Source organism: Nonomuraea gerenzanensis (genome assembly GCF_020215645.1).
GTDB lineage: Bacteria > Actinomycetota > Actinomycetes > Streptosporangiales > Streptosporangiaceae > Nonomuraea > Nonomuraea gerenzanensis.
The window spans coordinates 3,481,414-3,505,627 of the sequence record NZ_CP084058.1 but is presented as its reverse complement, the minus strand read 5'-3'; the positions used below and the strand labels follow the sequence as shown (position 1 = coordinate 3,505,627).

Sequence of the window (24,214 nt, the reverse complement as noted above, 5' to 3'; positions counted from 1 at the left end):
CTTTCCAGAACACCGCACGACCACCCAAAGGACACGCGCATGCGCTTATTCGTCCCTCGCCTCGCCGTCGCCCTCTCCCTCGCCATGCTGCTCACCCCGGCCCCCGCGGTCCTCGCGGCCACCGAGTCAGCCGGTCCCGGCCAGGTCCGCCTGGAATGTGACGGCAACCAGCCCGGCAGCACCTGCACCATGGTGGCGACCAGCAGGCCGCCAGGCCCTCGGCACGTGACGGAGTTCGTCATGACGGCCAGGAGCGGCGAGCACGTCTGGGCGAGGGACACCGTCCACAGCCGCGACGGGCGGGCGCGCAGCCGTCCGTTCGTGCTGCCCGCGGAGAAGGTGACGGCCGACGTCTCCGTCACGAAGCTCCGGGACAAGCGCGTGGGGACCCCGCTCCGGCTGATGGCGTGGAACCTCTTCGTCGGCGGCACGATCAACGGCCAGGAGAAGACAGGCGAGAACCTCAAGCAGCTGATCGAGTACATCGACGAGGTCGATCCCGACGTCCTGTTCGTGGTCGAAGGGTACGGCTCCGGCCAGAAGATCCTCGACGGGCTGAACGCCGGGCGGCCCACCGGCGAGCGGTTCTCCGGCGCGCAGCTCACCCGGCCGGAGGACTACAGCGTCAACGGCGACAACCTGTGGCTCTACACCAAGCTCGACATCGAGCAGGTCTACCCCCGCTACGCCGACGCCGACATCACCTCCTTCAACCTCGGCGGCGCCCGGCTGGGCCTGCCCGACGGCCGGCATGTGCACGCCTTCAGCATGTGGACCTGGCACGACCTGTCCGCCAACTGGGACGGCCACGAGGCCGCCGTGCAGAACCTCTACGGCCTGCCCAGGACCAAGACCGACGAGCAGCTCCTCCAGGACGACCACTACCGCCGCGTCGCCATGGGCAAGGCCATCCTCGACAAGGCGCTGCCGTCCTTCATCGGCGACGACGACGCGCCCGTGCTCATGGGCGGCGACCTCAACGCCTGGCCGCACCTGGACTGGACCGAGCAGTTCAAGAACGCCCGCGGGCACGCCGGCATGGTGCTGCCGTGGCCGATGACCAGCCTGTTCACCGCCGCAGGCTTCGTCGACACCTTCCGCTACGCCAACCCCGACGCCGGCCGTCACCCCGGCCGCACCTGGAGCCCGCTGAGCGGCTACCGCTCCGCACCCGCGCGCATCGACTACATCTTCACCCGCGGCAAGGACGTCCGTGTGCTCGGCTCCCGCATCGACGACCGCCGCCTGCCCGCGCACCAGGGCAGCACCCTCGACCGGACCTACCCCTTCTACTCCGACCACAGCGCGGTCGTCACCGACGTGCTGATCCGCGGCGCGGGCACGGGGCCTGACCGGCAGGTCGTCGCCGACGAGCCCGAGAACACCCCCGGCGTCTGGCCCGCCACCCCGGCCGGCACCCGGGTCCCCCCTGCCGAGCTCAGCGCGACGGCGACCACCTTCAAGCCCGGCGCCGGCGACCCGTCCAGGGCGGTCGACGGCGACCTCACGACCGACTACCACTCCGACTACCCCGAGATCGCACCGCAGCCGCACTACATCACGGTCGACCTCGGGCGCGTGCGGACGCTGTCAGCGGTCCGGTTCCAGCCCAAGCTCCGCTACGACATGAACGGCACCGTCCTGAAGGGGATGGTGCAGGTCGGCGACGACGGCACCACGTTCAGGGACGTCAAGCAGGTCGAGTGGCCGCGCATGACGGCGCCGAACGACGTCGGCATGGACGGCGTCACGGCCAGGTACGTGCGGCTGCGGGTGGACCACGGCATGGGCGGGGCCTCCGCCCTCGCGGAGATCATCCCGTACGAGCTCACCTCCTAGCCCTCCCCTCCCTCGAGCGAAGGACAGCTCATGAACAGATCCATCCCTGCCATGGCCGCCGCGCTGGCCCTCACCGCGTTACTCGCCCCGGCGCCCGCCGCCGCCGACGAGCCCGGGGCGCGGCGGATCGCCTTCCGGCCCGCCATGCCGATCCCCGCCACCTACCGGCTCGACTGCGACGGCGACCGTCCCGGCAGCACCTGCACGGTCGTGACGACCGCCAAGCCGCGCCCGGGCCAGGTGGCGGAGTTCAGCACCACGGTCAGGAGCGGTGACCGGGTCTGGGCCCGTGACACCGTCTACAGCCGCGAGAGCCAGGTGCGCAGCCGGCCCTTCGTGCTGCCGGAGCAGGCCGTGACGGTGGACGTCAAGGCCAGCACCATGCCCGAGCAGTTCGTCGGCACGCCGCTGCGGCTGATGGCGTGGAACCTGTTCGTCGGCGGCACGATCAACCGCCAGGAGACGACGGGTGAGAACCTGACGCAGATGATCGAGTACATCGACGAGGTCGATCCCGACGTCTTCTTCGTGGTCGAGGCGTACGGATCCGGCCAGAAGATCCTCGACGGGCTCAACGCCGGACGGCCGGAGGGCGACCGCTTCTCCGCCGTGCGGCTGACCACGCCGGAGGACTACAGCGCCAACGGCGACAACCTGTGGCTCTACACCAAGCTCAAGATCGAGAAGGTCTACCCGCGCTACGCCGACGCCGACATCTCCTCCTTCAACCTGGGCGGCGCCCGGCTGGGCCTGCCGAACGGCGGCCACGTGCACGCCTTCAGCATGTGGACCTGGCACGACGGCTGGAGCCCCGGCGACACCCACACCGCGGCCATCGAGAACCTGCACGGCTTCCCCCGGACGAAGACCGACGAGCAGATCCTGCAGAACGACCACCAGCGCCGCATGGCCATGGGCAAGGCCATCCTGGACAAGGCCATCCCGTCGTTCATCGGCGACGACGACGCCCCGGTGCTCATGGGCGGCGACCTCAACGCCCTGCCGTACCTGGACTGGACCGAGCAGTTCGCGAACGCGCGCGGGCACGGAGGGCTGACGCTGCCGTGGCCGTACACCAAGCTGTACACCGACGCGGGCTTCATCGACACCTTCCGCCACGCCAACCCCGACGCCGGGCGCTACCCGGGCCGCACCTTCAGCCCGCTGAGCGGCTTCACCGCCACGCCCGGCCGCATCGACTACGTCTGGGCGCGCGGCAGGGACGTGCGCGTCCTCGGCTCCCGCACGGACGTGCGGCGCCTGCCCCGGCACCAGGACAGCCGGCTCGACCAGCCCTTCCCGTTCTACTCCGACCACGGCTCCGTCATCACCGACGTGCTGATCCGCGGCAGGGGGACGGGCCCCGACCGGCCCCCGGTCAACGAGGAGCCGGCGAGCGCGCAGGAGGTCTGGCGCACGACCCCTGCCGGTGTCCGCGTGCCGCCGGCCGAGCTCAGCGCGACCGCGACCACGTTCAAGCCGGGCATCGGCGACCCGGGCAACGCCGTGGACGGCAACCCGCTGACCGACTACCACTCCTACTACCCGGAGGTCGCGCCGCAGCCCCACTACATCACGGTCGACCTGGGCAGGGTCAGGACCTTGTCCGCGGTGCGGTTCCAGCCCAAGCTGCGCTCCAACATGAACGGCACCATCCTCGAGGGCGTGGTGCAGGTCAGCACCGACGGCACGACGTTCACCGACGTCAAGCGGGTCGAGTGGCCGCGCCTGACGGAGCCGAACGACGTCGGCATGGACGGCGTCACGGCCAGGTACGTGCGGCTGCGGGTGGACTACGGCATGGGCGGGGCCTCCGCCCTGTCCGAGATCATCCCGTACGAGGCCGGCGACTAACCGTCCCGGGATGTACCGCAGGGCACAGCTGTTGCGTGGATTAGGACACGGAGCAGCGCGGACCCTCCTGCTTCACTTCACGGGCGTACGAAATTCCGTGAACAAACTCGGGAGATACCCATGTTCCGTGCCCGTCGGTACTTCGCCGCTCTCGCGCTGACCACCGCCGCCCTCGGCGCCACGGCCGCCCTGGCGGCACCCGCCCAGGCGGCCGGTGCCACGGCCAGGGTGGTCGGCGGCATCGTGATCATCCAGGGCACGACCGGCAACGACAGCATCGACGTCGTCCAGTCCGGGAACAGCGTGCGGATCAGCTCCGTGCTGCACTCGGTCACCTCGGGCGGCGCCCCCTGCGTCCAGTTGGGGGCCGTCGTGTCGTGCCCGGCCACGCAGCTGTCGGTCCAGGCCAGGATGGGGTCCGGTGACGACGTCGTGCGCGTCAGCTCCACCACCATCGACACGACCCTGATCGGCAACGACGGGGTCGACCGGCTCTCCGGCGGCTCCGACAGGGACTTCCTCGACGGCGGCCCCGGCAACGACTTCCTGTCCGGCAACGCCGGCGTGGACAGCGCCCAGGGCGGCACCGGGGTCGACTCGTGCACGGCCGAGACCGAGGTCAACTGCGAGAGCTGACCGCCGGCGGCCCTCCCATCCGCTCCCCGGGTGGCAGGGCCGCCGGCGTGTCCGCCGTTAGGGTGATCATGCATCGACCCCCGAGCCGAACGGATGCCGCATGACGATCCCCCCGTTCCCGGTCACCCGCAGAGGACTGCTCAAGGCGGGCGCCGCGGTCGCCGCCGCCACGACGCTCGCGCCCCCACAGACCGCATCCGCCGCCGCCACCACGCTCGCGCCCGCGCGGGCCGCTTCCGCCGCGGAGGGCCGCTTCGAGCTGACCGCCCCGTCCACGTCGCTGATCTGGCGCAAGGCCCTGTACGACGAGACCGTCATGCAGTCGTTCGCCATCGACAGCGCCCACGGTCACCTCTACACCGTCCAGCTCAAGAACGGCGCGGGCTCCGACGCGGCCGGCCACCTCTGCCTGACCAAGCTCGACCTGTCGGGCACGATCCTCGGCCACATGTACCTCATGGGCTTCGGCCACGGCGTGCAGATCGGCGTGGAGCCGTCCGGCTCGGCCGCCTACCTGTGGACGGAGACCGACGGGGTGCCCAACTCCGAGGGCAGCTCCCGGGGCACCAGGCTGTGCCGCTTCAGGTTCGCCGACGGGCAGACGCTGACCACGTCGTCGGCGGCGCTCACCACGTACGCGCCGATCGCCGGCGCGACCAACACCACGTGCACGATCGACCCGTCGACCGACCGGCTGGTGATGCGCTACCGGGCCGGCGGCTCGTTCCGCCTGGCCGCCTTCACGCTGGCCTCGGTCAAGGCGGGCGCGCCGCAGCAGGTGTACGACATCGCCCAGCCCGGCGGCCTGGGGACGTTCCAGGGCTACGCGGCCTACGGGGACTTCGTCTATCTCCTCACCGGCGACTCCTACGACATCAGCCCGCCTCCCGGCAACACGTACCTCACCTGCCTGGACCTGCGGACCGGGGAGCAGGTGCAGCGGGCCAGGAGCGTGGCGGGCAAGTCGCTGGACTTCCGTGAGCCGGAGGGCATGGGCATCCAGCTCGTCTCCGGGGCGCCGCGGCTGTGCCTGGGCCTGGCCTCCGAGCCGGGGCCGCGGCTGGCCAGCATCTTCTACAAGAGCGCGTTCGTCTGACGGGCGGGGCGGCTCACTGGCCGGGGAACTCGAAGCGCGGCGCGGCAGGCGTCAGGATCGCCGACTTGGGGGTGACCGGCCACAGGGTGTTGAGCTCGTCGGTGAGCGTGGCCAGGAGCGACTCCACGTCTCCGGCCGCCGTGTCGTGCAGGGCCTCGGCGACGATCAGCACGTTCGACGTGGTGTCGCGGACGGCCGAGTGGCCGCTCTGGCGGTTGGTCCAGCGGCGGGCGTGCGCCCTGCCCGCCGCGTCGGCGAAGATCACCTCGCCGGCGGGCGGCTGCTCGGTGTCGCCGCCGAAGGTCAGGTACGTCTCGTCGCCCGAGGCGTGCCGCACCTCGACGTACGAGCTGATGCGGGAGACGTCGAAGACGGCGATGGGCACGGCGTAGGCGAGGGAGACCGCGTTGCACAGGTCGATCAGGGGGTGCAGGCGCGGCAGCGAGCCCTCTTTCCTGAAGCGGCGCAGCAGGGCCTCCGAGGCGCACCTGTACTGGGTCGGCTTGAGGCCCATCCGGGTGAAGGTGCGGCGCCACGCCTGGATCTCCGGCAGCTCGCCCTCGGAGGAGGTGGCGAGCCTGGCGGCGGCCCGCTCGGCGTGGGCGGCGATGCGCGCGTCGGGGACGGCTGTGGGGGTGATGCCCTCGGCGTAGAGGGCGGCCGGGACGAGCTCGGGGAAGTCGCGCCAGATGTCGCTCGAATGCTGGAAGAACACGTGCACCCCATCGTCGTCGCCGCCCTGGCTGAGGCTCTCACGATACTCCGATCACCCGGGAGCGGGCGCGACGCGCGGCCAGGGCGTAGCCCGCGCAGGTCAGTGCCGCCAGGACGGCCGCCGCCAGCAGGGGACGCCCGATGACGCCCATGACCGCCACCCCGAGCGTGGCGCCCACCTGGCGGAAGGCGTTGAGCACGCCGCCCGCGGTGCCGGCCGTGCCGGGCGGGGCGCTGTTGACCATCCCGGCCATCAGGGCGGGCAGCACGAACGACAGGCCGAAGCCCAGCACCACGAGCCAGGGCGTCAGCGCGTCGGTGAGCGCGGTGCCGGCCAGCCCCGCCGCGACGAGGGCCAGGCCGCCGAGGATGGGCGGGCGCGGGCCGTAGCGGGCCACCAGGCGGCCGGTGAGCAGCGGGTTCACCGTCATGGGCAGCGTGAGCGGCAGGAACGCCAGCCCGGCGGCCAGCGGGCTCAGGTGGCGGGTGTCCTGAAGGAACAGCGTCAGCACGAACAGGGCGCCGGAGAAGGCGAAGTTGGCCACCGTGCCCGCGAGCAGCTCCGGCCAGGTGGCGGCGAGCAGGCCGCCGGGCAGGGCGGGCGCGTGGCTGCGCCGCTCGGCGAGCACCAGGGCCGCCAGGACGGCCAGGGAGAGCAGTCCCGCCACCGGCGCGGAGTCGATCAGGGCCTCGGCGACCAGGCCGAGGAAGGCGCAGGCCAGGACCTGCACCCACCAGTCGATGGCGCGGCTGCCGCGCGGCGAGGCGACCTTGCGCACGGCCAGCAGGCTGATCACGGCGATGGGCGGGTTGAGCAGGAAGACGGCGCGCCAGCCGTACAGGTCCACCAGGACCCCGCCGAGCAGCGGGCCGGCCGCGAGCGCGCTGCCGGTGATGGCGGCCCACAGGCCGGTCGCGCGGGCCCGGGCGGCGGGCTCACGGAACAGCTCGGCGAGCAGGCCGAGCGAGCCGCCCGTGCACAGCGCGGCGGCCACGCCGAGCAGCGCCCGCAGGCCGATCAGCACGCCCAGGTCCGGGGCTGCGGCGCTGAGCAGCGAGACCGCGCCGAAGGCCGCCACGCCGAGCTTGAAGACGCGGGCCGCGCCGTACCTGTCGGCGACCGCTCCCCCGGCGAGCAGGCAGGCGGCGAAGGCGACCGTGTACGCGTTCACCGCCCACTGCTGGCCGGCCAGCGAACCGCCGAGCGAGGCGTGCAGGTCGGGCAGCGCGATCGTCAGGACCGTGGTGTCGAGTATCACCAGGAAGTAGGCGAGGGAGAAACCGAACATGGCCCTCAGCCTGCTGAAACGCGGCCCGGTGGCTCAACAGGCGGGGCCTGGGGGAGCGTTCGGGAAAGCCGTATGCTGGCAGGCGTGGAGTTGCGGCAGTTGAGGGGGTTCGTGGCGGTGGCCGCGTCCGGCTCCGTCACGGCGGCGGCCGACAGGCTGGGGCTGGCCCCCGCCTCGGTGTCGGAGCAGGTGCGCCGGCTGGAGGCGGGCCTCGGCGTCGCGCTCTTCGAACGCACCCCGCGCGGCATGCGCCTGACCGAGCCGGGCGGCGTGCTGCTGGCCAGGGCGCAGGCGCTGCTCGACCACGCCGAGGAGGTGCGGCGGGCTGTGACGGGCGCGCGCCGCAGGGTGCGGATCGGCGCGCTGGAGATGCTGGCCGCCGCCAAGCTGCCCGCCGTGATCCGCCGTCTGGAGGCGCGCCGCCCCGACCTGGACGTGAGCGTCGAGTCGCTGACCAGGCAGCCGCTGCTGGAGGCGGTGGCGGGCGGCCGGCTGGACGCGGCGCTGCTGCTGGATCTGGGCGACCGGGTGGGCGGGCTGGGGTTCGACCGGCCCGCCGGGATGGATCACCTCGATCTGGGCGAGGTCCGGCTGTCGCTGGTCGCGGCGCCGGACGGCGATCGGGCGCCCCTGCTCGTCAGCCCGCCCGGCTGCTCGATCCGGCTGGCGGCCGATCAGGTGTTCGGCACGGGGGTGCCGCGCAGGGAGCTGACCAGCATCGCCACCGCCCGCGAGTGGTCCAGGCAGGGGCTCGGGGCGGCGCTGCTGCCGGACTTCGCCCTGGGGGCGGACGTGGAGTCGGGGGCGCTGGTGGAGCTGGACCTCCAGGCGCCGGCGCTCGCGCTGCGGCTGGTGTGGATGCGCGAGCGCGAGCCGTCCCTGCGCGACGTCCTGTACGCGCTGAGCGCCGCGTGAGCCGGCTTACGGGAGCGCGTGAGCCGGCTCACGAGCGTCTGAGCCGGTAGAGGACGTGGCGCCGGAGCGGGCTGTCCTCCGGCACCCGTGGATGGTCGAAGTCCTCGGCCGGGTCCCTGGTCATGCCGAGCCGCCGCATCACGGCCTGGGAGCGCACGTTCGACACGGCGGTCATCGAGATGATGCCGTCGAGCCCGGCCTGCTCGAAGGCGTACCGGGCGGCCCGCCTGGCGGCCTCGATCGCGTACCCGTGCCCCCAGGCCGGTCGCGCCAGCCGCCAGCCGATCTCCACCGCGGGCAGGAAGGGCGCCTCGAACGTCTGCAGCGCGAGCCCGGTGAAGCCGATGAACTCCCCGCTCTCCCGCACCTCCAGCGCCCACAGCGAGTAGCCCAGCCGGTCGAACTGCGCCTCGATCTTGTCCACCAGCTCGTCGCTCTGCGCGCGGGTGAGCGGCGCCGGGAAGTGCTCCATGACCTCGGGGTCGGCGTTCATGGCGGCGAAGGGCTCTCTGTCCGCCTCGCGCCATCTGCGCATGATGAGCCGTTCGGTCTCCATCCGGCCTAGAGTACGCGGCTGAGGAAGGCCCGGGTCCGCGGGCTGCTGGGGTTGTCGAGCACGTCGGCGGGCGTGCCGGACTCGACGACGACGCCCCCGTCCATGAACACGACGCGGTCGGCCACCTCCCGGGCGAACCCGATCTCGTGGGTCACCACGATCATGGTGAGCCCGTCCTCGGCCAGGCCCTTCATGGTCGCCAGCACCTCGCCGACCAGTTCGGGGTCGAGCGCGCTGGTCGGCTCGTCGAACAGCATGAGCTTGGGCCGCATGGCCAGCGCCCTGGCGATCGCGACGCGCTGCTGCTGCCCGCCGGAGAGCTGCCGGGGGTAGCTGCCCGCCTTGTCCTCCAGGCCGACGCGGCGCAGCAGGGCGTGCCCGCGTTCCCTGGCCTGCTCGCGCGGCTCACCGCGGACGCCGATGGGCGCCTCGATGACGTTCTGCAGCACGGTCATGTGCGGGAAGAGGTTGAACTGCTGGAAGACCATGCCGATCTCCCTGCGCTGGCGGGTGATCCGGCTCTTGCGCAGGTGCCGCACCTTCCCGCCGGACGCCTCGAACCCGATCAGCTCGCCGTCCACGTGGATGGAGCCGCCGTCGATGGTCTCCAGGTGGTTCACGCAGCGCAGGAACGTGGACTTGCCCGAGCCCGACGGGCCGAGCACGACCACCACCTCCTGCGGCCGCACGTCGAGGTCGATGCCCTTGAGCACCTCCAGGTGGCCGAAGTGCTTGCGTACGGCGCGGGCGCGGACCATGGGGACGGTCATGAGGAGGTCACCTCCGTGCGACGGCGGAAGGCCGCGAAGGCCCAGAAGCTCTGCGGCGCGTTCCTGGTGGCGCCGCGGGCGTAGTGGCGCTCGATGAACGACTGGCCGACGTACAGGATCGAGGTGATCACCAGGTACCAGACGCACGCGACGATCAGCAGCGGGATGGTCTGGAACGTGCGGTTGTAGATGGACTGCACCGTGTAGAGCAGGTCGGCCAGCGCGATGACGCTCACCAGGGACGTGGCCTTCAGCATGCTGATCACTTGGCTGCCCGTGGGCGGGATGATGAAGCGCATGGCCTGCGGCAGCACGATGCGGCGGAACGTGCGGGCGTCGCTCATGCCCAGCGCGGAGGCGGCCTCGGTCTGGCCGGGGTCCACGGACATGAGGCCGCCGCGGATGATCTCCGCCATGTACGCGCCCTCGTTCAGCCCGAGCCCCAGGATGGCGGCCAGCAGCGGCGTGATGAGCTGGTTGGTGTCGGCGGTGACGAACTCCGGGCCGAACGGGACGCCGAAGGAGATCTCCGGCAGCAGGTACGACAGGTTGTACCAGAGCACGAGCTGCACCAGCACGGGCGTGCCGCGGAAGAACCACACGTAGAGCCCGCAGGCGCCTCTGGCCACGGGGTTCTCCGACAGCCGGCCGATGGCCAGCAGCACGCCCAGCACGACGCCGACGGCCATGGCGATCACGGTGAGCAGCAGCGTGGTGGCGATGCCCTGGCCGATGAGCTGGGCGTTGACGTAGCTGCCGACCACGTCCCACTGGAAGTTGGGGTTGGTCACGAGGAGGCTGACGAGCTGGGCGGCCAGCACGAGCAGCACGGCCGAGGCGACCCAGCGCAGGGGGTGGCGGGTGCGCGCGGCACCGGCGACGTCGATCTCGGAGGGTTCGCTCATGATTTCGCCAGGTTGACGCCGGCCTGGTCCAGCTTGTTGTCGGAGGTCTTCCACCTGGTCATGATCCGGTCGTAGGTGCCGTTGTCCATGAGCCGCTGGATGCCGTCCTTGAGCACGTCGCGCAGCGGCGAGTCCTTGGCCACGACGGCCCCCTGGTAGAGGTCGTCGAACCCGTTGGGCTGCCCCTTGCCGGCCAGCTCCAGCTTGCCGCCGGCCTGGTCGACGAAGTAGGTGAGCGGCGCCTGGGAGGAGAAGAACGCGTCCGCGCGGCCCGAGCTGACCGCCAGCACGGAGGTGGGCTGGTCCTTGTACGACTGCACGGTGATCTGCTGCTTGCCCTCCTTGACGCAGGCCGCGGACTGGCCCTTGATCACCGCCTCGGCGGAGCCGCCGGCCATGACCGAGATCTTCAGCCCGCACGTGTCGGCCACCGAGCCGATCTTGTCCGGGTTGCCCTTCGGCACCGCGAAGACCACGTACTCCTTGACCCAGTCCACGAAGTCGTTGTTCTTCTGCCGGTCGGGGAAGTCGCCCACGGGGCCGATGGCGAAGTCGTAGCGGCCGGAGGCGATGCCGGTCAGCGAGCTGGGCAGGCCGTCCACCGTGACGTGCTCGATCCTGACGCCGAGCACCTGGCCGAGCGCGTCGGACAGGTCGGCGGCGGCACCGGTCAGCGACCTGCCGTCGGGGCCGGCGATCTCGTACGGGGGGAAGGAGCCGTTGTTGACCGAGATCAGCTTGCCCGCCTGCTTGACCTTGTCGGGCAGGCGGTCGTACAGGGCCTGGTCCTTGGTCTGGGCGGCGGCCGAAGCCTGGCCTGTGGGCTCCAGCACGCCCTCGGCCTCCGGCGGGTTGGCGCCGCAACCGGCGAGCAGCAGAGCGGCGGCGGCGGAGAGCAGGGCGGTGGCGGAAAGCGAGGCGGTGGCGCGCTCAGGCGTGCGGCTCCGGGTGGCGGGTGAGTCGGCGTGCTCAGGCGTGCGGCTCCGGGTGGCCGGTGAGCTGGCGTGCTCAGGCATGCGGCTCCGGGTGGCCGGTGAGCTGGCGTGCTCAGGCATGCGGCTCCAATCGTGGGTCCACGGCGAAGCGCCGGTTCTCGAGGACGGGCAGCGTGCGGCGGGCGGCGGCCAGCTCGTCGGCGGAGGCGTCGGCCCACAGCAGCCCTGGCGCGTCGCCGAGCCGGGCCCGGGTGATGCCGAGCGGGTCGACGACCATGCTGGCCCCGATGTTGCGCCGGCCGCACTCGCCGGAGGCGGCCACGTAGCAGGTGTTCTCCAGCGCGCGGGCGGTGACCATGACCTCCCAGTGCCACTCCTTGGCCGGGCCGCGCACCCAGGCGGCGGGCAGCGCGAGCACCTGGGCGCCCTGGTCGGCCAGGAGCCGGGCCATCTCGGGGAAGCGCACGTCGTAGCAGGTCATCAGACCGACCTTCCAGCCGGCGCAGTCGAGGACGACGGGCGCGTTCGCGCCGGGGACAACGTTGTCGGACTCGCGGCGGCCGAACGCGTCGTACAGGTGCAGCTTCACGTACGTGGCGACGATCTCGCCGTCCCTGGCGGCGACCAGCACGTTCGACACGCGGCCGTCGGGGGCGGGCACGTGCACGCCGGCGACGACGGTGGTGGCGGACCCGCGGGTGCGCTCGGCGAGCCCGCTGACGAACGGTCCGTCGAGCGGCTGCGCGGCCTCGCGGATGCGGACGGGCTCGTCCACGAAGAGCGCGAGCGCCCCTTCGGGCAGGACCAGCAGGTCCGCCTGCCCTTCCGCGGCCCGGTCGATGAGCTCCTGGCAGGTCTTGAGGTTGACGGTCCAGTCCTCGGCTGAGGCGAACTGGCCGACGGCGATCCTCATGCGGTGAAGACCTCCTTGGCGTCGATGCGGCGGTTCGAGATCCCCTGGGCGTGCAGCTCCTCGCAGAAGGCGGCGACCATGGGGGCGTTGATGGCGGTGCCGTACGGCATCCAGTCCCGGCCGAACGTGCGGGCCGTCGCAGTGAGGTCGGCGAGCAGCCACGGCGTGGTGTCGGCGAGCAGCCGCCGCCGCGCGAGCCAGTGGCGCTTGGAGCGCTCGAACAGCTCCCGCACGGCACCGGGCAGCCACGGGTGCCGCTCCACGGTGTCGCGCTTGAGGGTGATCAGGTGGATGCCGGGCACGAATCCGGTCTGCTCGTAGTAGTCCTGCTCGGCGGCGCGGTGGTCGGGCAGCAGGTGGCGGAAGCGGCTGCCGGCGGTGAAGAACTCCTCAGGCATGAACGGCGTCATGATCGCGTCGTACCGGCCGCCGGCGAGCCCTTCGGCCAGGCCGTCTCCGGTCAGCGTGACGTTGTCGGGAAAGGGCACGGGCCCGACCCGGTCCTTGCCGGTCTCGCCGGCCACCAGCGGGCCGACGGTCCACTCGATGCCCGCGAGGTCCACTCCGGCGGCTCGCAGCAGCGCCCGGGTCCACGTGTTGCCGGAGTCGGGCCAGCCGGTGAGCCCGATGCGGGCGCCCTTGAGCTCGTCCAGGGAGGTCAGGGCACTGTCGCGGCGGACGAGCACGCAGCGGTGCCGGAAGCCGCGCATCACGAAGACGGGCAGGCCCACCAGCCGGTCGTCGCCGGAGGCGCGGCCGAGCACGTACCGGCTGAAGGAGGTCTCGCCTCCGTCGAGGCCGGGCTCGCTGAGCACGTCGGGTGTGACGGCACGGGACTCGATCTCCAGCTCGAACCCCTCGGGCCGGACGACCCCGGTCACGACCGGCACGAGATGGTCCCAATCCCGCACGGCAATACGAATTTTCGCCATAAAGCACCTCAAACGGGCGATTGTTGCCGTTAATTGCCAGAAACCATATGTTCAGGTGCGGTAGCCACACAAGAAGATCTTTGTTGCTGAACAAAGATTTACAGGGGGACAAAGTGGACAGCTCCTGGCTGGCGCAGCGCATCGCCGACCCGAGCGCTCGCGGGATCGCCGCCGCCCTGACCGACCTGATCAGGCAGGGCACGCTCCCGCCGCAGACGCGCCTGCCGACGGTCCGCGGCCTGGCCAGGGAGCTGGGCGTCAGCTCGGGAACGGTCGCCGAGGCGTGGTCCGAGCTGCGCGGGCACGGCATGATCAGGACCGAGCGGCGCCGCGGCACCGTCGTGCTCGGCCCGCCCGACGTGCCCCGCCCGATCCGGTACGAGCGCATCGGCCACTGGGGCGACCGCCTGGCCATCGACCTGACCATCGCCTCCCCCGACGCGGCGCTGCTGCCTCCCCTGGAAGCGGCCCTGATCGCGGCGGCCCGCGCGGACGGGCTCAACGACTACGCCCGCGAGACGATCACGCCCCGCCTGCGTGCGGCCGTCGAGCCCGGCTGGCCGTTCCGCGCGGAGGGCTGGCTGGCGGTCGGCGGCGGGTACGAGGGCGTCCAGCTCCTCTGCCAGACCACGGCCCTGCCGGGCGACAGGATCGCGATCGAGGAGCCGACGGGGGCGCGGCTGCTGGACATCCTGGAGACGATCGGCGTCGAGATCGTGCCCGTCGCCTGCGACGAGCGGGGGCCCGTCCCAGCAGCGCTGGCCAAGGCGCTGCGGGCCAGGCCGGTGGCGTTCGTCTACCAGCCGCGCGGCCAGTCGCCGTGCGGCCACGCGGTGACCGCGGAGCGCTCGGCCGAGCTGACGGCGCTGCTGGAGCCGACCGGCACGCTCGTGGTCGAGGACGACGGGATCGGCGAGCTGTCGATCTCGCCGATGGTCAGCATGGGCGCGCACTTCCCCGACCGTACGGTGCTGGTGCGGTCGTACTCCAAGTCGCACGGCCCCGACCTGCGCATCGCGGTCGTCGGCGGGGCGGCGGACGCGGTGGAGCGGGTCCGCGTGCTGCGCAGCTTCGGCACCGGCTGGACCAGCAGGATCCTCCAGGACACGCTGGCCCACCTGCTCGGGGACGCCGCCGTGCGCGAGCGCGTGGGGCACGCCCGCGACGTGTACGCGCGGCGCCGGGCGCGCCTGGCCGCCGAGCTGGCGGCCCGCGGCGTGCGCACGGGCGGCGGCGACGGCCTGGTGCTCTGGGTCCCGGTGCGTGACGAGCCGGCCGCCCTGGTCACGCTGGCCGCGCACGGCATCTCCGTCGCGCCGGGCAGCCGTTACGTGGTCGAGCCCGCCGCCGCCCCCCATCTGCGGCTGGCCACGGCGCGGCTCACCGACGACCCGGCCGAGCTGTCCGCCCTGGCCGACGTGATCGCCCTGGCCGCGCTCGGTGGCCGGCGGCTCAGCGCCGCGACCTGATCCCGGTGATGCGCCGGAACACGTCCCACCAGAACGGCGCCCCGAACAGCAGCGCCACGTACGTCAGCAGGTAGCCGGGCCAGTGGCTCGGGGTGGTGACCCGGTCCCACCACACCCCGAAGTTCCCCTGCACGCTGGGCTCGCCCTGCGCCGGGATCGACACGCTGACCATCGCCTGGCCCATCATCTTGACCAGCGCGGGCTCGCTGAGCAGCTCGGTCACGCACGGCACCGGCGCGCCGCCGGTGCACTGCCGCCTCAGCTCCGCGTACGCGTCCGGCCCCGCCTCCGCCACGGCGGTCACCGAGCTGCGGAAGGCGTTGTCGCGCAGCAGCGTCTTGGCGTACTCGAACCCGTCCATCGAGAACAACAGCGTCACGACCACGCCCAGCACGGCCACCACCCACTTGACGTAGCGCCTGTACAGCATGGACAGCCGCTGCATCTCCCCGTCGAACCAGGTCTCCACCCCCTTCCTGAACCGGTCGAGGTCGCCCTGCGCGCTCTCCCACAGGCCCTTGAGATGGCCGTGCAGCGGGCTGTCGATGCGCTGCAGCTTCTTGAGGAACTCGGTGATGTTCCCGTTCTCCGCCGCTGCCAGCTCCATCACGGCCACCGCGAACCGCTCGGGCGGGATGTCGGCGATGCTGGTCCTGCCCCGCTTGGCGTGGTCGATCTCGCGTACCCGCTCGTAGAGCAGGTTCATCATCGACTCGCCGGTCTTCGTCTCCGGCATCTCGCCGGCCTCCGCGGGCGCGGGCCGGTCGCTGTGCCTGGGCCGGGGGTCGCGGCCGAAGGGCAGCGCCAGCAGGACCTCGCGGACGGTGGCGGGCAGCCACGACGGCGACTTCTCGCCGACTCCGTCGAGGGTGTCCCTGAGGTAGGCCCACAGGAACTTGCTGCGGATGGACAGCACCCGCACGAACGCCTCGTTGAGGCCGCTCACCAGCAGCGACAGCAGCAGGAACGCCACGACCAGGCCGAGGGCGAGATCCAGGTAAACGGATAACACGGCGCATTCATACACCCACGCCGTGTGGCGGCGCAATCGACCGCCGGGGGACCCCGGTGATCAAGCGCCGTAGAACACCCGGTCCACCACCTTGCGCGCCCGCCGCGTGACCCGGCGGTAGTCGTCGAGGAAGTCCTCCGACCCGTCGGGCGGATACCCCAGCGTCTGGGCGAGCATCCTGCGCTCCCCCGCGTCGCGCGGCACGCTGTCGCCCGGCCGCCCCTTCACCAGCATGATCGCGTCGCGCACCCGGGAGGCGAACCGCCACGCCTCGGCCAGCACCGCCTCGTCGGCCGGGGCCAGCAGCCCCTCCGCCACGGCCGCCCGCAGCGCCTCCAGGGTGCGGGTGGTGCGCAGCGACGGCAGCGAGCCGGCGTACCGGAGCTGCAGGAGCTGGGCCACCCACTCCACGTCGGAGAGCCCGCCGGGGCCCAGCTTGGTGTGCAGGGCGGGGTCGGCGCCGCGCGGCAGGCGCTCGGCCTCCATGCGGGCCTTGAGCCGCCGGATCTCTCTCACGGAGTCGTCGGGCAGGCCGTCCCCGGGATAGCGCAGCTCGTCGATCATGGCGGTGAAGGCGGCGCCCAGCTCGGCGTCCCCCGCCGAGAAGCGGGCGCGCAGCAGCGCCTGCGACTCCCACGGCGACGACCACCGCGCGTAGTAGGCCCGGTACGAGGCCAGCGTCCGCACCAGCGGCCCCTGTCTGCCTTCGGGACGCAGGTCGGGATCGATGAGCAGGGGCGGGTCGGGGGCGGGCAGCGACAGGAGCCTGCGCAGCTCGTTGGCGACGGCGAAGGCGGCGTCGGTGGCCACCCTCTCCTCGACCCCGGGCAGCGGCGAGTGCACGAACATGACGTCGGCGTCGCTGGCGTAGGAGCACTCCATGCCGCCCAGCCGGCCCATCGCGATGACGGCGAAGGAGGTGACGTCGGCGGCCCTGCTGAGCGCGGCGTCGAGCGCGGCCTGCAGGGTCACGTCGTTGAGCCGCGACAGCGCGGTGCCGACGGTCTCGATGTCGATCAGGCCGGACAGGTCGGCCACGGCCGTGCGGAACAGCTCCTTGCGCCGCAGCGCCCGCACCGCCGCGACGGCGGTCTCGGCATCGCCCGCGTGCCGGGTGACGGCGGCGGACGCCTCGCCGAGCAGCGACTCGGGCGGGCGCACGGCCAGCTCGTCGTCGGAGCCCAGCATGGCGACCGCGTCGGGGGCGTGCATGAGCAGGCCGGTGGCGTAGCGGCTGGTGCCGAGCACTCGGGCCATCCTGGCCGCCACGGCGGTCTCGTCGCGCAGCAGCCGCAGGTACCACGGCGTGCTGCCCAGCTTGTCGCTGACCTGGCGGAAGCCGAGCAGGGCCGCGTCGGGGTCGGGCGTGTCGGCGAACCAGCCGAGCATGACCGGCAGCAGCGTGCGCTGGATGGCGGCCCGCCTGGACACGCCGGTGGACAGGTTGGCGATGTGGTGCAGCGCGCCGCGGGGATCGACGTAGCCGAGCGCCTCCAGCCGGGCCGCCGCCGCGGCGGTGGACAGCCGCGCCTCCGACTCCGGCAGCCGCGCCACCGCCTGCAGCAACGGCCGGTAGAACAGCTTCTCGTGCAGCCGCCGCGCCTCCATCGCGTGCCGCCGCCATCGCGCCGTGAACTCCCCCACCGGGTCGGCCTGCATGCCCAGCGCCCGGCCCAGCCTGCGCAGGTCGGCCTCGTCGGTGGGCACGATGTGGGTGCGCCGCAGCCGGTGCAGCTGCAGCAGGTGCTCGACCCGCCGCAGGAACGTGTACGCCTCCGCCAGCCCCCGCGAGTCGTCGCGGGCCACGTAGCCGCCCCGCGAGAGCGCCGCCAGGGCGGGCAGCGTGGCCCTGCGGCGCAGCAGCGGGTCGAGCCTGCCGTGCACGAGCTGCAGCAGCTGCACCGCGAACTCGATGTCGCGCAGCCCGCCGGGGCCGAGCTTGAGCTGCCGCTCGCCCTCGGCCCGCACGTGCGCCTCGACCCGGCGGCGCATGGCCTGCACGTCCTCGACGAAGTGCTCGCGGGTGGCGGCCGTCCAGACCATCGCGTTGACGGCCTCGACGTAGGCGGCGCCCAGCTCCAGGTCGCCCGCCACGGGCCTGGCCTTGAGCAGCGCCTGGAACTCCCAGGTCTTGGCCCAGCGGCGGTAGTAGGCGAGGTGGCTGGCGAGCGTGCGGACCAGCGGCCCCGAGCGGCCCTCGGGGCGCAGCCCGGCGTCCACCTCCCACAGCGAGCCCTCGGGGGTGGTGGTCGAGCAGGCCCGCATCATGGCCTGGGCCAGCCGGGTGGCGGCACGCAGCGCCTTGGCCTCGTCGGCGCCCTCCCTCGGCTCCGCCACGAAGATCACATCGACGTCGCTGATGTAGTTCAGCTCTCTGGCGCCGCACTTGCCCATGCCGATGACCGCGAAGCGCACCTCGTCGGCCTCGACCTCGGTGCGCGCGATGGCCAGCGCGGCCTCCAGCGCGGCGCCCGCCAGGCCGGACAGCTCGGCGGTGACCTCGCCGAGCGTGGCCTGCCCGGTGAGGTCGCGGGCGGCCAGGTGCGCCAGGCGGCCCCGGTAGGCCACGCGCAGCGCCGTCAGCGCGTCGTTGCCGCCCTCGGCCGCGCGCGGCTCGCTGTCGGCGGGCTCGGCGCCGACCGCCCGCAGCAGCTCGGCCCTGGCCTCGCCCAGCGCCGGCTCCGCCAGGCGGGCCACCTGGCCGGGGTGGCGGACGAGGTGCTCGCCGAGCGCGGCACTGACGCCGAGCACGGCCAGCAGCCTGTGCCGCAGGCCCTCGTCGGCGCGCAGGGCGTCGAGCACGGCGGGCTCGCGCTCGATCAGCCGGGTCAGCGAGACCAGCGCCTGATCGGGGTCGGCCACGGCGACCAGGGACTCCAGGATGTCGTCCAGGTCGGCCTCCGACTGGCGGACGAGCTGCGCCGCCCTGGCTCCATCGGCGAACCCGAGCTTGGCGAACCTGGCGGCGGTGGACTCGATCCTGGGCACCTCTCCATCTTGACAGCTCTTGCGCCTTTCGCCGTAGCATGCGAACGCAACGTTGCGTTGCGTTTCGTGGAGGAGGGTGTGATGGGACGGGTCCCGGCAGGGGTGGCGTGGGGGTTGCTGGCCGCCTGGGCGGTGCACGACGCGGAGGAGCTGGCCACCATGGCGCGGTGGACGCGGGCGGCGCGGCCCCGGCTGGAGAAGCGCTTCCCGCAGGTGCCGTGGGGGCGGCTGGAGGTGTCGCAGGCGCACGCGAGCGTGGCCATCGGGCTGATGGGCGGGGTGGTGGCGGTGGCCTCGGGCCTGGGGGCGCGCACCGGCGGGCGCAGCCCGGTCTTCCAGGCGGCGCTGGCCGGGTTCGGGGTGCACGGGGTGGTGCACCTGGCCCAGGCGGCGCTTGTGCGCGGGTACACGCCGGGCGTGATGACCGCGCCCCTCGTGGTGATCCCGTACTCGGTGTGGGCCTGGCGGCGGCTGCGGCGGGCCGGGGTGCCGGCGCGCGGGCCGGGGGCGGCCGTGGCGGCGTTCCCGCTGGTGCTGGCGGGCGTGCACGCACTCGCGCACGCCCTCACAGGCGGCCTCGAAAGGTCTCTCGCACCACGTCGGCGAACGCCCGGGCCACCGGGCGCCAGGTCGCCACGAGCGCGCTCTCGGCGGCCTTGACCTCGGCGTTGAGCTCCTCGGCCGCCTCCAGGCCGGAGTCCGCCGTCCACGAGACGAAGATCTCCGGCGTGGCCTCGGGGTGGAACTGCACCGCCCAGGCCGCCTCGCCGAGCCGGTAGGCCTGGTTCGGGTACTGGGAGCCGGTCATCAGCGGCACCGCCCCGTCGGGCAGCCGCGTCATGGCGTCCTGGTGGTACTGCACGGCCACCGCCGTGGTCAGGCCCGACAGGAGGCGGTCGGAGGCGGCGGCGGGCAGCGCGGTCACCTCGCGGGCGCCCACCTCCAAGCCGTTCGCGCCGCGCTCCACGGTGCCGCCGCAGGCCAGGGTGAGCAGTTGCGCGCCCAGGCAGATCGCCAGCGTCGGCGTCGCCTCGTCGACGGCCCTGCGCAGCAGGTCGCGGGTGGCGGGCTGCCACGGGCTGCGCTCGTCCTCCCAGGCGGCCGCCGCGCCGCCGAGCACGACCAGCCCGTCCCGCGCCCGCTCGGGGACCTCCTCCCCCAGGTACGGCCGCACGATCTCGTACTCCAGCCCGAGCCACTGCGCGAGGTAGCCGAGCCCGGCCTCGGCCTCATGCTCGATGACGGTAATTCGCATATGCGGAATTATGTGGTGTTTATGAGGATTGACGAGGTCGGCGGTCTGCGGATCGCCACGTTCGGCGCCGGCCCGCGCACGATCATCGCGGCCCACGGCATCACGGCGTCCCTGATGGCCTGGGCCGCCGTGGGGCGGCGGCTGCCGGACGGCTGGTCGCTGGTGGCCGTGGACCTGCGCGGGCGCGGGCACAGCGCGGCCCTGCCCGGCCCGTACGGGCTGCCCAGGCACGCCGAGGACGTGCTGCGCGTCGCCGACCACGTGGGGGCGAGCCCTGACGCGGTGCTGACAGGTCACTCCATGGGCGCGTACGTGGCCGCGCTGGCGGGCGCGCGACGCGAGTTCGCCAGGGTGGTGCTGGTGGACGGCGGGATCCCGCTGCCCGCGATCCCCGAGGGCACGGACCCCGACGCGGCCCTGGAGGCGGTGCTGGGCCCGGCGCTGGCCCGGCTGCGCCGGACGTTCCCCTCGGCGGAGGCGTACGTGGACTTCTTCAAGGCCCACCCGGCCTTCGCCGGCCGGTGGAACGCCGACGTGGAGGCGTACGTGCGCTACGACCTGACCGGCCCCGAGGGCGCGCTGCGGTCGCGGGCGGTGGGCGAGGCGGTGCTGGCGGACGGGCGGTGGCTGCACCTGGAGCAGGAGGCACTCGCGGCGGCGCTGAAGGCGATCACGGCGCCGCTGCTGCTGCTCAGGGCACCGCGCGGGCTGCTCGACCAGCCGACGGGGATGTTGCCCGACGAGCTGGTGCGGCCCTGGGCGGACCGGCTGCCGGGGCTGCGGGACGAGGTGGTGCCCGACTGCAACCACTACACGATCCTGTTCGACGAGCGCTGCGTGGCCACCGTGGTGGACCGGCTCACGGCGCCGCTGTGAGCACGGCGAAGGCCCCCGAGCGTGTGCTCGGGGGCCTCGTCGTGCGGGCTTCAGCGTGGAGCGATCCAGGTGGCGCGGGCCGCCGCGACCAGCGTGCCGTCCGCCTCGTAGATGGCGCTCTGGCCGAACATCTTGCGGCCGTCGCGGCCGGTCGGGCGGGCCACCACCGAGTAGCGGCCACCCGGCAGCACCGGGCGGTGGATCTGCACGGCCAGGCGGCCCAGCAGCGCGCTCTCACCCGGGCCGAAGTGTGCCCAGCCGGTGATGCAGTCGAGCACCGCGCCCACGATCGAGGCGGGCACGCCGTCCTCGCCGGTCACGGTGAACGGCACCCGCCAGCCGGCCGCCACGAGGTCGGTGCCCTCCACCGGGCCGGGGAAGATGCGCAGGCCGTCACCCGGCTCGCGCAGGCCGCAGGCGAAGCACTCCGCGAACGGGTGCGCCTTCAGCCCGGCGAACCCGGCCTCGGCGCGGGCCGCGTCGTTGAACGGCACGAACCCGGGGCCCTCCAGCTCCTCGGCCACGGGGATCGCCTCGACCAGCAGCTTGTCGCCGTGCGAGAGGGAGACCGTGTTGGCCACGTGCTCCAGCCGCAGCTCGGTCCCCAGCGGCGTGGGGGCGTGCAGGGTGACCTCGACGGCTGATCGGCCACCGTTCAGCGCCTCCGCCATGGTGCCCGCGATCCAGCCGCCGTTGGCGACACCCACGGGGCCACGGAAGCGCTCGGGAACGGTCAACACGGTCTGCAGGGCAGCCGTCGTCATGCCACACCCTCCTCTATCGCCACGCCAGGCGAAAGTCCTGAAATATCATAAAGAGCAGGCCGATTTTACTGGACACCCGGTTTACCTAGGATGCGGGGGTCCGATGGCTGCTCGGTACGACTCCATAACGCCTTGAAGGGGTCCGAAACTTCCCTCCACCGGGTGAGGAGACGCTACGCGCCGCACCTCACACGGAGGTGACTCGGGGGTCAGAAGCAACGAAAATCGGCCTCACTCAGAACCGCTACGGGAGTGAGGCCGATCAAGGCGTTGCCAGTACCTTAACGATGTTTCCCGCCTGCCGCGACCAATCCGCCGATACTCACTGATCACGGACCGGCTCACCACGGGCACCGCCCGCCACCGATTACGGACGAGGGCTCGCATCCGGGCCCGGCCTCGATGAGTCTGGTAGCACGCGCCTATGCTGGCGCGGCAGGGTTGAACGGCGGCGGGCCGGACGGGGAGGGTGTTGCCTGTGGAGGGAGCGAGGCTGCGGTATCCGCCGGGAGCCCTGGTCATCCTGACGGGGCTGCCGGGGGCGGGCAAGACCACGCTGCTGCGCCGCCTGTACGGCATGGACGGCGCCGAAAGCCTGCCGCTGGCCTCAGGCCCTGTCGTGGTGATCGACTCCTCGCAGTCCAGGCGGCACTGGAACGGCAGGCTCACCTGGGCGCCCTACCCGGTGCGCCGGGCCGTGGTGTTCGTCACCCATCTGACCCGCATCCGGCGGGCCCTGACCCAGGGCCACTCGGTGCTCGCGCACAACCGGGGCTGCGCCCCCGTCGTGCTGCGCGGCTTCGCCTGGCTGGCGCGCAGGCACGGCGCGGACCTCCATCTGCTCCTGCTGGACGCCCCCGCCGACGAGGCTCTGGCGGGGCAGCGGGCCAGGGGCAGGGTGGTGGCGCCCCGGACGTTCGCCCGCCACCAGCGCCGGTGGGACAGCCTGCTCACCCGGGTCAAGGGCGGCGACCCTGCCCCGGCCATCGCGGCGCGCATCATGAACCGGGCGGAGGCCGGGCTGCTGGAGGCGATCGTCTTCGACGCCGCCAGTGGTCAGAGGACCGGCAGGTAGCGGCCCAGCTCGAACTCGGTGACGTGGCGGCGGTACTCGCGCCACTCCGAGCGCTTGTTGCGCAGGAAGAAGTCGAAGACGTGCTCGCCCAGCGTCTCGGCCACCAGCTCGCTGCGCTCCATGACCTCGATGGCGTCGTTGAGTGAGCCGGGCAGCGGCTGGATGCCGAGGGCGCGCCGCTCGGCGCTGGTCAGGGTCCAGACGTTGTCCTCGGCGGCGGCCGGCAGCTCGTAGCTCTCCTCGATGCCCTTCAGCCCGGCGGCCAGGATCAGCGCGAAGGCCAGGTAGGGGTTGCAGGCCGAGTCGAGCGAGCGGAACTCGATGCGCGTCGAGCCGCCCTTGTGCGGCTTGTACATCGGCACCCGGACCAGGGCCGAGCGGTTGTTGTGGCCCCAGCACACGTAGGAGGGGGCCTCGCCGCCCTGCCCCGCGATGGCCTCGGCGCCGCCCCAGAGCCGCTTGTAGGAGTTGACCCACTGGTTGGTGATGGCGGTGATCTCGGCGGCGTGCCGCAGCAGGCCCGCGATGAACGAGCGCCCGATCTTCGACAGCCGGTAGTCGGAGCCGGCCTCGTAGAAGGCGTTGCGGTCGCCCTCGAACAGCGACATGTGCGTGTGCATGCCGGAGCCGGGGTGCTCGGTGAACGGCTTGGGCATGAAGGAGGCCCAGATGCCCTGCTCCAGCGCGACCTCCTTCATGACCAGGCGGAAGGTCATGATGTTGTCGGCCGTGGTGAGCGCGTCGGCGTAGCGCAGGTCGATCTCCTGCTGGCCGGGCGCGCCCTCGTGGTGGCTGAACTCGACGGAGATGCCCATGGACTCCAGCATCATGATCGCCTGACGGCGGAAGTCGTGGCCGGAGCTGTGGGGCGTGTGGTCGAAGTAGCCGCCGGAGTCGATCGGCTCGGGCCGCTGGCCGGGCTCGGGACGGTTCTTCAGCAGGAAGAACTCGATCTCCGGGTGGGTGTAGAAGGTGAAGCCCATGTCGGCGCACTTGGCCAGCGTGCGCTTGAGCACCCAGCGCGGGTCGGCGTGCGACGGCGTGCCGTCGGGCATGAGGATGTCGCAGAAGATGCGCGCCGCGCCCGGCGTCTCGCTGCGCCACGGGAGGATCTGGAACGTGGCCGGATCGGGCTTGGCGAGCATGTCGGACTCGTAGACGCGGGCGAAGCCCTCGATGGCCGAGCCGTCGAAGCCGATGCCCTCGGCGAAGGCCCCCTCCAGCTCGGCGGGCGCGATCGCGACGGACTTGAGGAAGCCGAGCACGTCGGTGAACCACAGCCGGATGAACCGGATGTCGCGTTCCTCTAGCGTGCGGAGCACGAACTCCTGCTGGCGGTCCACGGCTTCCCCTCGTTCGTACGGACAGTACAGGCGTACACACCAGCATGCCGTGTCCGTGTTTCGCACACGTTACGGGGG

The 24,214-nt window shown here is 72.6% G+C and carries 22 protein-coding genes; 9 read left to right on the top strand and 13 right to left on the bottom strand.

What is annotated here, in order from left to right; translation table 11 throughout:
• Positions 1–39 precede the first annotated feature (39 nt).
• From LCN96_RS16665 to LCN96_RS16650, 4 genes are all read left to right on the top strand, one after another.
• Positions 40–1,839, top strand: a complete 1,800-nt coding sequence (locus LCN96_RS16665) for an endonuclease/exonuclease/phosphatase family protein (RefSeq protein WP_225273544.1) — start codon at positions 40–42, stop codon at positions 1,837–1,839.
• Between the two features lie 30 nt (positions 1,840–1,869).
• Positions 1,870–3,693 (top strand): discoidin domain-containing protein, encoded by a 1,824-nt coding sequence (locus LCN96_RS16660; protein ID WP_225273543.1) that lies wholly within the window; start codon positions 1,870–1,872, stop codon positions 3,691–3,693.
• Between the two features lie 120 nt (positions 3,694–3,813).
• A complete protein-coding gene (locus LCN96_RS16655; RefSeq protein ID WP_225273542.1) occupies positions 3,814–4,329 on the top strand; it encodes a calcium-binding protein in 516 nt (171 codons plus the stop codon).
• A 100-nt stretch (positions 4,330–4,429) separates the two neighbouring features.
• Positions 4,430–5,425: a phage baseplate protein gene (locus LCN96_RS16650; RefSeq protein WP_225273541.1), complete on the top strand. Its 996-nt coding sequence runs from the start codon at positions 4,430–4,432 to the stop codon at positions 5,423–5,425.
• Between the two features lie 13 nt (positions 5,426–5,438).
• Here LCN96_RS16650 and LCN96_RS16645 read toward each other — a convergent pair whose 3' ends face one another.
• Positions 5,439–6,140 carry a B3/B4 domain-containing protein gene (locus LCN96_RS16645; RefSeq protein WP_225273540.1) on the bottom strand — a complete coding sequence of 234 codons (702 nt, stop codon included), beginning with the start codon at positions 6,138–6,140 and terminating at the stop codon, positions 5,439–5,441.
• Positions 6,141–6,177: 37 nt separating this feature from the next.
• The gene (locus LCN96_RS16640) at positions 6,178–7,428 is read right to left on the bottom strand and encodes an MFS transporter (protein WP_225273539.1); all 1,251 of its coding nucleotides are present in this window, start codon (positions 7,426–7,428) and stop codon (positions 6,178–6,180) included.
• A gap of 84 nt (positions 7,429–7,512) precedes the next feature.
• Here LCN96_RS16640 and LCN96_RS16635 point away from each other — a divergent pair, with 84 nt between their 5' ends.
• On the top strand, positions 7,513–8,343 hold the full coding sequence (locus LCN96_RS16635; RefSeq protein WP_225273538.1) for a LysR family transcriptional regulator: 831 nt from the start codon (positions 7,513–7,515) through the stop codon (positions 8,341–8,343).
• Between the two features lie 28 nt (positions 8,344–8,371).
• Here LCN96_RS16635 and LCN96_RS16630 read toward each other — a convergent pair whose 3' ends face one another.
• Genes LCN96_RS16630 through LCN96_RS16605 form a run of 6 tightly spaced genes read right to left on the bottom strand, consistent with a single transcriptional unit; the run spans position 8,372 to position 13,303 of the window.
• Positions 8,372–8,899: a GNAT family N-acetyltransferase gene (locus tag LCN96_RS16630; protein WP_225273537.1), complete on the bottom strand. Its 528-nt coding sequence runs from the start codon at positions 8,897–8,899 to the stop codon at positions 8,372–8,374.
• Positions 8,900–8,904: 5 nt separating this feature from the next.
• Positions 8,905–9,669, bottom strand: a complete 765-nt coding sequence (locus LCN96_RS16625; protein WP_311132306.1) for an amino acid ABC transporter ATP-binding protein — start codon at positions 9,667–9,669, stop codon at positions 8,905–8,907.
• Positions 9,666–10,574, bottom strand: coding sequence for an amino acid ABC transporter permease (locus LCN96_RS16620; protein WP_225273536.1), 909 nt, complete (start codon positions 10,572–10,574; stop codon positions 9,666–9,668). The genes LCN96_RS16625 and LCN96_RS16620 overlap by 4 nt, the downstream gene beginning before the upstream one ends.
• A complete protein-coding gene (locus LCN96_RS16615) occupies positions 10,571–11,590 on the bottom strand; it encodes an ABC transporter substrate-binding protein (protein ID WP_225273535.1) in 1,020 nt (339 codons plus the stop codon). The genes LCN96_RS16620 and LCN96_RS16615 overlap by 4 nt, the downstream gene beginning before the upstream one ends.
• A 31-nt stretch (positions 11,591–11,621) precedes the next feature.
• On the bottom strand, positions 11,622–12,422 hold the full coding sequence (locus LCN96_RS16610; RefSeq protein WP_225273534.1) for a deaminated glutathione amidase: 801 nt from the start codon (positions 12,420–12,422) through the stop codon (positions 11,622–11,624).
• Positions 12,419–13,303 carry a substrate-binding domain-containing protein gene (locus tag LCN96_RS16605; RefSeq protein WP_225273533.1) on the bottom strand — a complete coding sequence of 295 codons (885 nt, stop codon included), beginning with the start codon at positions 13,301–13,303 and terminating at the stop codon, positions 12,419–12,421. Before LCN96_RS16605 ends, LCN96_RS16610 begins: the two co-directional genes overlap by 4 nt.
• A 164-nt stretch (positions 13,304–13,467) precedes the next feature.
• Between LCN96_RS16605 and LCN96_RS16600 the strand changes: the two genes are divergently transcribed.
• Positions 13,468–14,823, top strand: coding sequence for an aminotransferase class I/II-fold pyridoxal phosphate-dependent enzyme (locus LCN96_RS16600; protein ID WP_225273532.1), 1,356 nt, complete (start codon positions 13,468–13,470; stop codon positions 14,821–14,823).
• On the opposite strand, the gene LCN96_RS16595 is transcribed toward LCN96_RS16600, so the two are convergent.
• Together LCN96_RS16595 and LCN96_RS16590 are read right to left on the bottom strand one after the other, a co-directional pair.
• Positions 14,807–15,835, bottom strand: a complete 1,029-nt coding sequence (locus LCN96_RS16595) for a hypothetical protein (protein ID WP_225273531.1) — start codon at positions 15,833–15,835, stop codon at positions 14,807–14,809. The two genes, LCN96_RS16600 and LCN96_RS16595, sit on opposite strands and share 17 nt — an antisense overlap.
• A 60-nt stretch (positions 15,836–15,895) precedes the next feature.
• Positions 15,896–18,823: a bifunctional [glutamine synthetase] adenylyltransferase/[glutamine synthetase]-adenylyl-L-tyrosine phosphorylase gene (locus LCN96_RS16590; RefSeq protein ID WP_225273530.1), complete on the bottom strand. Its 2,928-nt coding sequence runs from the start codon at positions 18,821–18,823 to the stop codon at positions 15,896–15,898.
• 81 nt (positions 18,824–18,904) lie between these two features.
• Here LCN96_RS16590 and LCN96_RS16585 point away from each other — a divergent pair, with 81 nt between their 5' ends.
• A complete protein-coding gene (locus tag LCN96_RS16585) occupies positions 18,905–19,483 on the top strand; it encodes an HXXEE domain-containing protein (protein ID WP_225273529.1) in 579 nt (192 codons plus the stop codon).
• Here the strand turns inward: LCN96_RS16585 and LCN96_RS16580 are convergent.
• The gene (locus LCN96_RS16580; protein ID WP_225273528.1) at positions 19,389–20,078 is read right to left on the bottom strand and encodes a type 1 glutamine amidotransferase; all 690 of its coding nucleotides are present in this window, start codon (positions 20,076–20,078) and stop codon (positions 19,389–19,391) included. The two genes, LCN96_RS16585 and LCN96_RS16580, sit on opposite strands and share 95 nt — an antisense overlap.
• A gap of 21 nt (positions 20,079–20,099) precedes the next feature.
• Between LCN96_RS16580 and LCN96_RS16575 the strand changes: the two genes are divergently transcribed.
• Positions 20,100–20,954 carry an alpha/beta fold hydrolase gene (locus tag LCN96_RS16575; protein ID WP_225273527.1) on the top strand — a complete coding sequence of 285 codons (855 nt, stop codon included), beginning with the start codon at positions 20,100–20,102 and terminating at the stop codon, positions 20,952–20,954.
• A 50-nt stretch (positions 20,955–21,004) separates the two neighbouring features.
• On the opposite strand, the gene LCN96_RS16570 is transcribed toward LCN96_RS16575, so the two are convergent.
• The gene (locus LCN96_RS16570) at positions 21,005–21,718 is read right to left on the bottom strand and encodes a PaaI family thioesterase (protein ID WP_225273526.1); all 714 of its coding nucleotides are present in this window, start codon (positions 21,716–21,718) and stop codon (positions 21,005–21,007) included.
• Positions 21,719–22,196: 478 nt separating this feature from the next.
• On the opposite strand from LCN96_RS16570, the gene LCN96_RS16565 reads away from it, so the two are divergent.
• Complete coding sequence (locus LCN96_RS16565) at positions 22,197–22,793, top strand: AAA family ATPase (protein WP_225273525.1); 597 nt, start codon at positions 22,197–22,199, stop codon at positions 22,791–22,793.
• Here the strand turns inward: LCN96_RS16565 and LCN96_RS16560 are convergent.
• Entirely contained in the window at positions 22,775–24,136 is a 1,362-nt protein-coding gene (locus LCN96_RS16560) for a glutamine synthetase family protein (RefSeq protein ID WP_225273524.1), read from the bottom strand. The two genes, LCN96_RS16565 and LCN96_RS16560, sit on opposite strands and share 19 nt — an antisense overlap.
• Between the last annotated feature and the right edge of the window lie 78 nt (positions 24,137–24,214).

Bases quoted from the DNA above. Each gene is read 5' to 3' on its own strand.
- LCN96_RS16625 (WP_311132306.1), bottom strand. From the start codon at position 9,669: ATGACCGTCCCCATGGTCCGCGCCCGCGCCGTACGCAAGCACTTCGGC.
- LCN96_RS16615 (WP_225273535.1), bottom strand. From the start codon at position 11,590: ATGCCTGAGCACGCCAGCTCACCGGCCACCCGGAGCCGCACGCCTGAG.
- LCN96_RS16660 (WP_225273543.1), top strand. From the start codon at position 1,870: ATGAACAGATCCATCCCTGCCATGGCCGCCGCGCTGGCCCTCACCGCG.
- LCN96_RS16570 (WP_225273526.1), bottom strand. From the start codon at position 21,718: ATGACGACGGCTGCCCTGCAGACCGTGTTGACCGTTCCCGAGCGCTTC.
- LCN96_RS16665 (WP_225273544.1), top strand. From the start codon at position 40: ATGCGCTTATTCGTCCCTCGCCTCGCCGTCGCCCTCTCCCTCGCCATG.
- LCN96_RS16610 (WP_225273534.1), bottom strand. From the start codon at position 12,422: ATGAGGATCGCCGTCGGCCAGTTCGCCTCAGCCGAGGACTGGACCGTC.
- LCN96_RS16575 (WP_225273527.1), top strand. From the start codon at position 20,100: ATGAGGATTGACGAGGTCGGCGGTCTGCGGATCGCCACGTTCGGCGCC.
- LCN96_RS16580 (WP_225273528.1), bottom strand. From the start codon at position 20,078: ATGCGAATTACCGTCATCGAGCATGAGGCCGAGGCCGGGCTCGGCTAC.
- LCN96_RS16620 (WP_225273536.1), bottom strand. From the start codon at position 10,574: ATGAGCGAACCCTCCGAGATCGACGTCGCCGGTGCCGCGCGCACCCGC.
- LCN96_RS16640 (WP_225273539.1), bottom strand. From the start codon at position 7,428: ATGTTCGGTTTCTCCCTCGCCTACTTCCTGGTGATACTCGACACCACG.
- LCN96_RS16650 (WP_225273541.1), top strand. From the start codon at position 4,430: ATGACGATCCCCCCGTTCCCGGTCACCCGCAGAGGACTGCTCAAGGCG.
- LCN96_RS16630 (WP_225273537.1), bottom strand. From the start codon at position 8,899: ATGGAGACCGAACGGCTCATCATGCGCAGATGGCGCGAGGCGGACAGA.
- LCN96_RS16655 (WP_225273542.1), top strand. From the start codon at position 3,814: ATGTTCCGTGCCCGTCGGTACTTCGCCGCTCTCGCGCTGACCACCGCC.
- LCN96_RS16585 (WP_225273529.1), top strand. From the start codon at position 18,905: ATGGGACGGGTCCCGGCAGGGGTGGCGTGGGGGTTGCTGGCCGCCTGG.